This is a genomic window from uncultured Barnesiella sp., assembly GCF_946496565.1.
Taxonomy (GTDB): Bacteria; Bacteroidota; Bacteroidia; order Bacteroidales; family Barnesiellaceae; genus Barnesiella; species Barnesiella merdigallinarum.
On record NZ_CAMMHD010000001.1, the window covers coordinates 274,339 to 283,377 of the forward strand.

The window sequence follows — 9,039 nt, forward strand, 5'->3', positions numbered from 1 at the left end:
AAAACTTGGTTTTCATTTGTCTCTGCTCTCACCTTTCACTATCTTTGCAAGGATGTAAGGGGTCGAGCCTCGGGATCTCGCATCAGATTCGATACGGTCGGGTAGAGGCTACCGTTTTACACGATGTAGAAAAAGAAAGGATAATATGCGTTTACGTGGTATATGGCTGGGGGTAGTTCTGGCTCTCGTTGTCCCCGTGTGCCGTGGCGAAATGATTGCGCCGTTGAAAATACCTTTGTTGATGAGTGCCAATTTCGGGGAGTTGCGCCCCAACCATTTCCATTCGGGTATCGACTTGAAAACCCAGGGTCGCACCGGCCTGCCGGTCTATGCGATGGATGGCGGCTATGTGTCGCGGGTCGTGGTTTCGCCGTGGGGCTTCGGCCGTGCGGTCTATATCAATCACCCGTCGGGGTTGACCACCGTCTACGGTCACCTGAAGAGTTTTGCCCCTTTTATCGACGAGATTGTGCGTCGTCTGCAATATGAGCAAGAGGGCTTCTCGATCGACTGCGAATTTGCCGAGGGCGAAATCCCGGTAGGGCAGGGCGATATGATCGGATACAGCGGTAACGCCGGTTCGTCGGGCGGGCCTCACCTGCACCTCGACATCCGTGACACGGCTACCCAGGACCCCATGGACCCGCAGGAGTGGCTTTCGCAATACATTACCGACGACGTGGCTCCCGAGGCGCGTCGGGTGGTGGTCTATACGCATGCCGGGGTGATGGAAAATTCGTCCCGCCGGCTCGAGCGCAAGGCTACCAAGAGCGGTGCCGGGGCCTACTCGATAGGCGAACCCATTCCGGCCTGGGGCGATGTCTCGTTCGGTATCGAGGCTTACGACCGCATGACCGGCACGGCCAACAAATACGGCGTGCATCAGGTCGACCTCTATGTCGACGACAGCCTCTTCTTCTCGACCTATATCTACCGCTACTCGTTCGACGAGACCCGCTACATCAACAGCTTCACCGAGGACGGGAAAATCATGCGCACCTATGTGGCACCCGGCAACCGCCTGCGTTCCATCTACAAGCAGGTCGACAATCACGGCATTCTCCACGTCGATGAGGAGCGCGTCTATCCCTGCCGCTATGTGCTCACCGACTACGACGGCAACCAATCGGTGTTGAACTTCTCGTTGGTCGGGCGGCTGCAAGAGCCGGTCGAGCCCCAGAAATCGGGCATCTATTTCTCGTATGCCGTCGACAATTTGTATAAGAAAGACGATTTTGGTATCTTCGTCCCCGCCGGGGCATTGTACGAAAACATCGACTTTACGCGGCGCAAGCTCGAGTCGAACCGCTACTACTCCGATACTCACATCATCGGCCCGGACGACATTTCGCTGCACCGTCCGGCCGAGATTTCGATACGCCTCACCCGCGACCCGCTGGCCGACAAGCGGCAATACTACCTGGTGCGCATCAAGGGCAGCCGGGTCTACCCGGTAGCGGGCGAGTATGCCGACGGCTGGTACAAGGCCAAAATCCGCAACTTCGGCTCCTATGCCGTAGCGGTCGACTCGGTGGCACCCACCATCCAGCCCGTGACGCCCGAGCGTTGGGGCTCGCGGGGCACCGTGGTGCTCAAGGTGGCCGACAATGCCAGCGGCCTCAAGAGCTATCGCGGCGAAATCGACGGCAAGTTTGTCCTCTTCGAACTCGATGGCAAGACCGGCCGCATCTCGTATCGCCTCGAGAGCAACCGGGTGAAGAAGGGTAGCAAGCACACCCTGCGGGTACGGGCTACCGACATGTGTGGCAACGAGCGGGAATACACCGGCTCATTTGTTTGGTAAATAACAATAACCGATTAGATATGAAAAAATTAGCGATTTTATCTCTTTTGACCGTGGCCGCCTGGCCGCAGGCGTGGGCCTGTACGAGTTTGATAGCCGGTAAGCAGGCTACGGCCGACGGGAGTGTGTTGGTAACCTATTCGGCCGATTCCCATACCCTGTATGGGGCGCTCACCTCGTCGCCGGCTGCCGACTGGCCCAAGGGCTCCATGCGCAAGATTGTCGAGTGGGACACCAACAAACCGCTGGGCGAAATCGAGCAGGTAGAGCACACCTATGCCGTGGTGGGCAACATGAACGAGCATCAGCTCACCATTGTCGAATCGACCTGGGGCGGACGTCCCGAGCTGGTCGATACCACCGGCATCATCGACTACGGTTCGCTCATCCAACTCGGTCTCGAGCGGGCCAAGACCGCCCGCGAGGCCATCAAGGTGATGACCGGCCTTGTCAAGAAATACGGCTACTGCAGCAGCGGCGAGTCCTTCACCATTGCCGACCCCAACGAGGTGTGGGTGATGGACCTCATCGGCAAGGGCCCCGACCGTCGCGGTGCCGTGTGGGTGGCTATCCGCATCCCCGACGACTGCATTGCCGGCCACGCCAACTATCCCCGCATTCACAAGATTCCCCTCGACGACAAGGAGAACTGCCTCTACTCGCCCGATGTCATCTCCTTTGCCCGCGAGATGGGCTACTTCGACGGCCTGAACAAGGATTTCAGCTTTGCCCAGACCTATTACCCCGCCGACTTCGGCGCCCTGCGGGCCTGCGATGCCCGCGTGTGGGCCTTCTTCCGCAAGTACGACTCGACCATGGACCAGTACCTCCCCTACATCAACGGCGAGGTCTACAACCCCTTCCCCCTCTACATCAAGCCCTCGCGCAAACTCACCGTGCAGGATATGAAGGATGCCATGCGCGACCACTTCGAGGGTACCCCCTTCGACATGACGCAGGATGTGGGTGCCGGTCCCTTCAAGGTGCCGTACCGTTTCCGCCCCATGTCGTTCCAGGTCGAGGATAAATCCTACTGCATGGAGCGGGCCATCGCCACGCAGCAGACCGGCTTCACCCTCGTGGGCCAGATGCGCAACTGGCTGCCCGACGCCGTGGGCGGTGTGCTCTGGTTCGGTGTCGACGATGCCAACACCTGCATCTATGTGCCCATGTACTGCAGCATCACCCGCGTGCCCGAGTGCTTCAGCCCCAGCAACGGCTCGATGTACGACTTCTCCTGGACCTCGGCCTTCTGGGTTCACAACTGGGTAGCCAACATGGCCTATGCCCGCTACGAGCCCATGATCGGCGACATCCGCAAGGTGCAGACCGCCATAGAGGGCTCGCTCAACGCCCGCCAGGCTGCCATCGACAAGGCTGCTGCCGACCTCTACGCCACTTCGCCCGCCGAGGCCGTGGCCTTCCTCACCCAGTACAGCTGCGAGGCTGCCGAGGCTTCGACCGCCCGCTGGAAGCAACTGGGCGAATACCTCATGGTCAAATTTGTCGACGGCAACGTGAAGCGCGAAGAGAACGGCCACTTCAAGGACAACGGCTACGGCCTGCCCGATTCGCCCCTCTTCCCCGGCTACTCCCAGGAGTATTACGAAGAGATCGTGCGCCAGACCGGCGACCGTTTCCTCGAGAAGGCTCCGCAGTTCTAAACCCGGTTCTTGCCTCGAACGGTGAAAACGATACGAAACTTTTTCTTAATTTTTGCATCAGTCTCGAGGAAATAACTAAATTTGTCACAGCGAAATAAACAACTGTAAATCGACGAAACAATTAACTATTGAATTCTGAATATATGGGAAACGAAGAATTATTGAAACAAGTAGAGGCCAAAGCTCAGGTATGGCTGGGCGAAGGCTACGACGAAGAGACGAAAGCCGCTGTACGGGCCATGCTCGACAACGAAGATAAGACCGACCTCATCGAGGCCTTCTACAAGGATCTCGAGTTCGGTACGGGCGGTCTGCGCGGTATCATGGGTGCAGGCACCAACCGCATGAACATCTACACCGTGGGGGCCGCTACCCAGGGACTCTCCAACTACCTGAAGAAGGCCTTTGCCGACCTGCCCCAGATCAAGGTGGCCATCGGTCACGACTGCCGCAACAACAGCCGCCGCTTTGCCGAGGTGGCTGCCGACGTATTCTCGGCCAACGGCATCAAGGTATACCTCTTCGACGCCCTGCGTCCCACCCCCGAGGTATCGTTCGCCATCCGCGAGCTGGGCTGCCAGAGTGGTGTCATCCTCACCGCTTCGCACAACCCCAAGGAGTACAACGGCTATAAGGCCTACTGGAGCGACGGCGCCCAGATGATTGCCCCCCACGACAAGAACACCATCGACGAGGTGAACAAGATTACCTCGGTCAAGGATGTGAAATTCCAGGGCAACCCCGCTCTCATCGAGATTATCGGCGAGGAGATCGACCGCCGTTACCTCGACCGCATCAAGACCCTCTCGCTCAGCCCCGAGGCCATTGCCCGTCACCACGACATGAAAATCGTCTACACGCCTATCCACGGCACCGGCGTGCGCCTCGTGCCCGCCTCGCTGAAGAACTTCGGCTTCACCAACATCATCCACGTGCCCGAGCAGGATGTGGTCAGCGGCGATTTCCCCACCGTCGTGTCGCCCAACCCCGAAGAGCCCGCCGCCCTCGACATGGCCATCAAGAAAGCCATTGAGACCGATGCCGAGCTCGTCGTAGCCTCCGACCCCGATGCCGACCGCATCGGCATGGCCGTCCGCAACGACAAGGGCGAGTTTGTCCTCATCAACGGCAACCAGATTGTGATGATATTCCTCAACTACCTCATGACCCGCAACAAGGAGCTGGGGCTGCTCAAGGGCAACGAGTACATCGTCAAGACCATCGTCACCACCGAAACCATCAAGACCATTGCCGAGCGCAACGGCTTCAAGATGTACGACTGCTACACCGGCTTCAAGTGGATTGCCTCGGTTATCCGCGAGAACGAGGGCAAGGCCCGCTACATCGGTGGCGGTGAGGAGAGCTACGGATTCCTCCCCGAGGATTTCGTGCGCGACAAAGACTCCGTATCGTCCATCTCGCTCATGGCCGAAATTGCCGCCTGGGCCAAGGACAAGGGCATGACCATGTACCAGATGTTGCAGGACATCTACATCAAATACGGCTTCTCCAAAGAGAAAGGCATCTCGGTCGTTCGCAAGGGCAAATCGGGTGCCGAGGAGATTGTGGCCATGATGAAGAGCTTCCGCGCCAACCCCTTGAAAGAGCTCGCCGGTTCGCCGGTCATATGCGTCAAGGACTACGACTCGCTCGAGGCCCTCAACCCCGTCACCGGCGAAAAGTCGAAACTCGACATGCCCGTCACCTCCAACGTGCTGCAATACTTCACCGCCGACGGCTCCAAAGTCTCCATCCGTCCCTCGGGTACCGAGCCCAAGATCAAGTTCTACATCGAGGTGCGCGGCATCAAGATGGACAGCTATGCCGACTACGACGCCGCCAACGCTGCCGCCGATGTCAAGATCGAGGCCATCAAGAAAGAGCTGGGCATCTAATCCCTTTCGACCCGTCGGGCGCCGCGCCTTGCGCGGCAGCCCCTTCGAGATAGAGCGGCCCCGGGAGTCTCGTGCTCCCGGGGCCGTTTGTGTGTTTGCGGGGGCAGGTGCCTTACCCCTCGGGAATCGGGCGGAAGTTCCCCTCCCGTATCACCTCCAGCAGGTAGTCGGCAAAGGCCGTTGCCGCCCGCTTGCGGTAGCACCCCTGCGGCCAGAAGAGGTAGCCCGGCGAGGTGAGCGGCTCGGCACACAAGATAGGCACCCGCACCAGGTCGGGCTCGTCGGCCACCGCCGCCTGCGTCAGTATGGTACCCCACTCTCCGCCCCTGAGCAGGTGCAGAATGGTGTGCACGTCGTTCATCTCTATGCCCACGGTCAGCGACAGCCGGTATTTGCGGCACAGCTCCTCGATTTTCGTGCGGGTGGCAAAGCCCCGTTCGGGCAGGATGAGGGGCGTGGCCGAGAGCCGTTTCAGCGTTATCGACGATAGCGAGGCCAGCCGGTGCGAGTGGTGCACCACAAAGTAGAGCTCCGACAGAAAGAGAGGCATCGTTTCAAAATCGTTGTACACCTCGCGCGGCTTGAACGACAGCACAAAGTCGAGCGCGTGGCGCTCCAGCTGTTGCAGCAGCTCCTCCGAGGTCCCCTGCGTCACCCGCAGCCCGATGTGCGGATAGTCACGCGTAAACCGTTCCAGCGCCGGCAGCATCAGCGAAATCATGCTGTGCGTCACCCCCACGTGCAACTCTCCCGTGCGGATGCCCTTCAGGTCGCGTATCATCTGTTTCCCGTCCTCGGCATCCTGTATCGCCTTGCTGGCATAGGGCAGCAGGGCCAGACCCGCCTCGGTGGGCAGCACCCGCTTGCCCACGCGGTCGAAGAGCAGGATACCCAGCTCCTCCTCCAGTTGTCCTATCTGTTGCGACAGCGTGCTCTGCGAGATATGCAGCATCCGCGCCGCCTCCGAAAAGTTGCGCAGTTCGCAAGCCGCCTTAAAGTAGTTCAGTTGACGCAGTTCCATCTCCTTAATCGGTTTTATCGATAGATGTTATTGAAAAAATCTGTTTTGCAAATATAGACAAATATCCGGCAATGCCTTAGATTTGTTCCAAATTTGTAGAGCACCTCGCTCGGTAGAGACCTGTCGACTGCTCCTCCCGGTCGGGCAATCCGGTCAGCTGCGGCAGCCCCTGCGGCCGTCGTCGCCACCACTTCCGCCCGCCGTCACCCTGGATATACCAAACCATAAGAATCATACAAATATGAAAAAAACAGTTTCCATGGCCTGCTTGGCCATACTCCTCCTCACTTCGGCCTGCACGCAAAAGAAGGCGGTGTCGCAGGCACCCGTAGTCGTTCAAGAAGGCGTCCGCTTCTGCGAAAGCACCTATCCCTACGACGGCGGCCTGCTCATCGCCAACTTCGGCACCGAGCAGCTCAACCCCCCTCAATACCGAGGGCAAGGGCTACATCCTCCACTACAAGGATGGTGAGACCTCGACCTTCATCCCCGCCGACGGCAACCTCTCGGCCCCCAAGGGCATGTATGTAGGCAAGGGCCATCTCTTCGTGTGCGATGTAAACAAAGTCGTGGTCTATGACCTGGCCCGGCGCGAGGCCCAGCCCCGCATCCTCTCGTTGCCCGAGGGATGCCTCTTTGTCAACGACCTGGCCGCCGTAGGCGATACCCTCTACGCCTCGGTAACCAATGCCGACCAGATTTTCAAGATCGACATCAGCGACATGGCCAATATCGGTGCCCCCGTCGAGTGGCTCACCGTGCCCGGTCCCAACGGACTGCTCGCCGACGGAGAGTCGCTCTACATCGCCTCCTATCCCGCCGACGGCAATACCCGCCCCGAGCACACCATCTATCGCGTGGCCGATGTTGCCGCTCCCGCCCTGGAGAAGGTCATCGATGCCCCGGGACAATACGACGGCATCGCCTTCTCGGCCGACAGCACCGCCCTCTACATCACCAACTGGGCTCCGGCCGGGTTGAGCCGCATCGACCTGAATACCGGAACGGTTACCCCGGTATCGGTCGAGTTGGAACAACCGCTGGTCGGCCCTGCCGACATCTCCGTGGCCGACGGTCACATCTATATCCCCGACCTGCCCAACAGCCGGGTGGTGGTAGTGGCCGAGTGAAACGGCTCCCTCCGGCCTCCCGGGCTCCCGGACGACAGGCCGGCTCAAAAACAACCCAGGCGAAGGGCTTTCCCTTCGCCTGGGTTGTTCTGTCTCACGGCATACCGCTGTTCCTCGTCATTCCGCACTCACACGTCATTCCGCACTTGATGCGGAGCTCCACGTCATACCGCGCTGTGATGCGGTGCTCTACGTCATTCCGCACTCACACGTCATACCGCGCTACGACGCGGTATCCAGAAATACCGGCAAAGGCAATACCCACAAGAGGCACTTTTCTGGACCCCGCCGTCTCATCATACCGCACTTGACGCGGTATCCAGGAATACCGGCAAATGGACCCCGCATCGGGTGCGGGGTGACCCGGTGCCCGACGCGGTATCCAGAAATACCCTCCCGGTCATTCCGCACTTGATGCGGAATCCAGGAATACTGGCAAATGAATGCCTCGCCTTTCCTCTCTGGACCCCGCATCGCTGTGCGGGGTGACCCGGTGTGATGCGGAATCCAGGAAATACCCTCTCGGTCATTCCGCACTTGATGCGGTGCTCCACGTCATACCGCGCTACGACGCGGTATCCAGGAAATACCCGCCACGTCATACCGCGCTACGACGCGGTATCCAGAAAATACGGGCAGGGGGAAATACCCGCCACTGGACCCCGCATCGGGTGCGGGGTGACCCGGTGCGACGCGGTATCCAGAAAATACGGGCAGGGGGAAATACCCGCCAGTGGGCCCCCTCAACGGAACAGTCCCGATTGATAATCATCGATTACGCCTTGAATATATTCGGGAGTTACACCAATCTCCTCCGACAAGTCCCTCCACTGCGGGTTTTCCTGTTCGATAAGGGCTATTTTCCAAGCCCGGTTCCACTCTTTGAGTTGCTTTTCCCGGCAGATAGCCGAATAGAAATCCCGAAAGGCTTCGTAATAGACCAAGGTTTTCACGTTATACCTACTGGTAAAACCCTCGTCGATCGAGGCTTTGTGCTCGGCCACCCGTCTGGCCAGGTTGTTGGTTACGCCGATATAGAGCGTTCCGTTTCGTTTGCTGGCCAGGATATAGACAAAACCCTTGTAAATTTGCATCGTTCTCTGTTTTTTTATTCTTCACACTCATGCACTGGACCCTGTCACCTCGTCATACCGCGCTTGATGCGGAGGTCTGGTCATACCGCGCTACGACGCGGTACTTCCCGTCATTCCGCACTTGATGCGGAATCCAGGAATACCGGCAAATGAATGCCTCGCCTTTCCTCTCTGGACCCCGCATCGTAGTGCGGGGTGACCCACACACTGGACCCCGCATCGCTGTGCGGGGTGACCCGGTGCTCGACGCGGAATCCAGGAATACCCACCACGTCATACCGCGCTACGACGCGGTATCCAGGAAATACCCGCCAATGGACCCCGCATCGTAGTGCGGGGTGACCCGGTGCGACGCGGTATCCAGAAATACCCTTCACGTCATTCCGCACTTGATGCGGAATCCAGGAATACCGGCAAATGAATGCCTCGCC

General features: G+C 59.0%; 7 protein-coding genes. 5 read left to right on the forward strand and 2 right to left on the reverse strand.

The annotated features are described in order from the left end of the window. The first annotated feature begins 145 nt into the window (after positions 1 to 145). The 3 genes from Q1K76_RS01010 (at position 146) to Q1K76_RS01020 (ending at position 5,363) form a co-directional block, all read left to right on the forward strand. Entirely contained in the window at positions 146 to 1,804 is a 1,659-nt protein-coding gene (locus Q1K76_RS01010) for a M23 family metallopeptidase (protein ID WP_087408066.1), read from the forward strand. A gap of 20 nt (positions 1,805 to 1,824) precedes the next feature. Beyond that, complete coding sequence (locus Q1K76_RS01015) at positions 1,825 to 3,468, forward strand: C69 family dipeptidase (protein ID WP_300130375.1); 1,644 nt, start codon at positions 1,825 to 1,827, stop codon at positions 3,466 to 3,468. A gap of 143 nt (positions 3,469 to 3,611) precedes the next feature. Next, the gene (locus Q1K76_RS01020; RefSeq protein ID WP_300130377.1) at positions 3,612 to 5,363 is read left to right on the forward strand and encodes a phospho-sugar mutase; all 1,752 of its coding nucleotides are present in this window, start codon (positions 3,612 to 3,614) and stop codon (positions 5,361 to 5,363) included. A gap of 112 nt (positions 5,364 to 5,475) precedes the next feature. Here Q1K76_RS01020 and Q1K76_RS01025 read toward each other — a convergent pair whose 3' ends face one another. Next, positions 5,476 to 6,384, reverse strand: a complete 909-nt coding sequence (locus Q1K76_RS01025; protein ID WP_087408063.1) for a LysR substrate-binding domain-containing protein — start codon at positions 6,382 to 6,384, stop codon at positions 5,476 to 5,478. 241 nt (positions 6,385 to 6,625) lie between these two features. On the opposite strand from Q1K76_RS01025, the gene Q1K76_RS01030 reads away from it, so the two are divergent. Beyond that, on the forward strand, positions 6,626 to 6,856 hold the full coding sequence (locus Q1K76_RS01030; protein ID WP_300130380.1) for a hypothetical protein: 231 nt from the start codon (positions 6,626 to 6,628) through the stop codon (positions 6,854 to 6,856). A 49-nt stretch (positions 6,857 to 6,905) separates the two neighbouring features. After that, on the forward strand, positions 6,906 to 7,514 hold the full coding sequence (locus tag Q1K76_RS01035; protein ID WP_300130382.1) for a hypothetical protein: 609 nt from the start codon (positions 6,906 to 6,908) through the stop codon (positions 7,512 to 7,514). Between the two features lie 743 nt (positions 7,515 to 8,257). Here Q1K76_RS01035 and Q1K76_RS01040 read toward each other — a convergent pair. Next, positions 8,258 to 8,608: a GIY-YIG nuclease family protein gene (locus Q1K76_RS01040; RefSeq protein ID WP_298663023.1), complete on the reverse strand. Its 351-nt coding sequence runs from the start codon at positions 8,606 to 8,608 to the stop codon at positions 8,258 to 8,260. Positions 8,609 to 9,039: the final 431 nt, after the last annotated feature.

Coding starts and splice junctions, on each gene's coding strand:
- Q1K76_RS01010 (WP_087408066.1), top strand. CDS start 146: ATGCGTTTACGTGGTATATGGCTGGGGGTAGTTCTGGCTCTCGTTGTC.
- Q1K76_RS01015 (WP_300130375.1), top strand. CDS start 1,825: ATGAAAAAATTAGCGATTTTATCTCTTTTGACCGTGGCCGCCTGGCCG.
- Q1K76_RS01020 (WP_300130377.1), top strand. CDS start 3,612: ATGGGAAACGAAGAATTATTGAAACAAGTAGAGGCCAAAGCTCAGGTA.
- Q1K76_RS01025 (WP_087408063.1), bottom strand. CDS start 6,384: ATGGAACTGCGTCAACTGAACTACTTTAAGGCGGCTTGCGAACTGCGC.
- Q1K76_RS01030 (WP_300130380.1), top strand. CDS start 6,626: ATGAAAAAAACAGTTTCCATGGCCTGCTTGGCCATACTCCTCCTCACT.
- Q1K76_RS01035 (WP_300130382.1), top strand. CDS start 6,906: ATGTATGTAGGCAAGGGCCATCTCTTCGTGTGCGATGTAAACAAAGTC.
- Q1K76_RS01040 (WP_298663023.1), bottom strand. CDS start 8,608: ATGCAAATTTACAAGGGTTTTGTCTATATCCTGGCCAGCAAACGAAAC.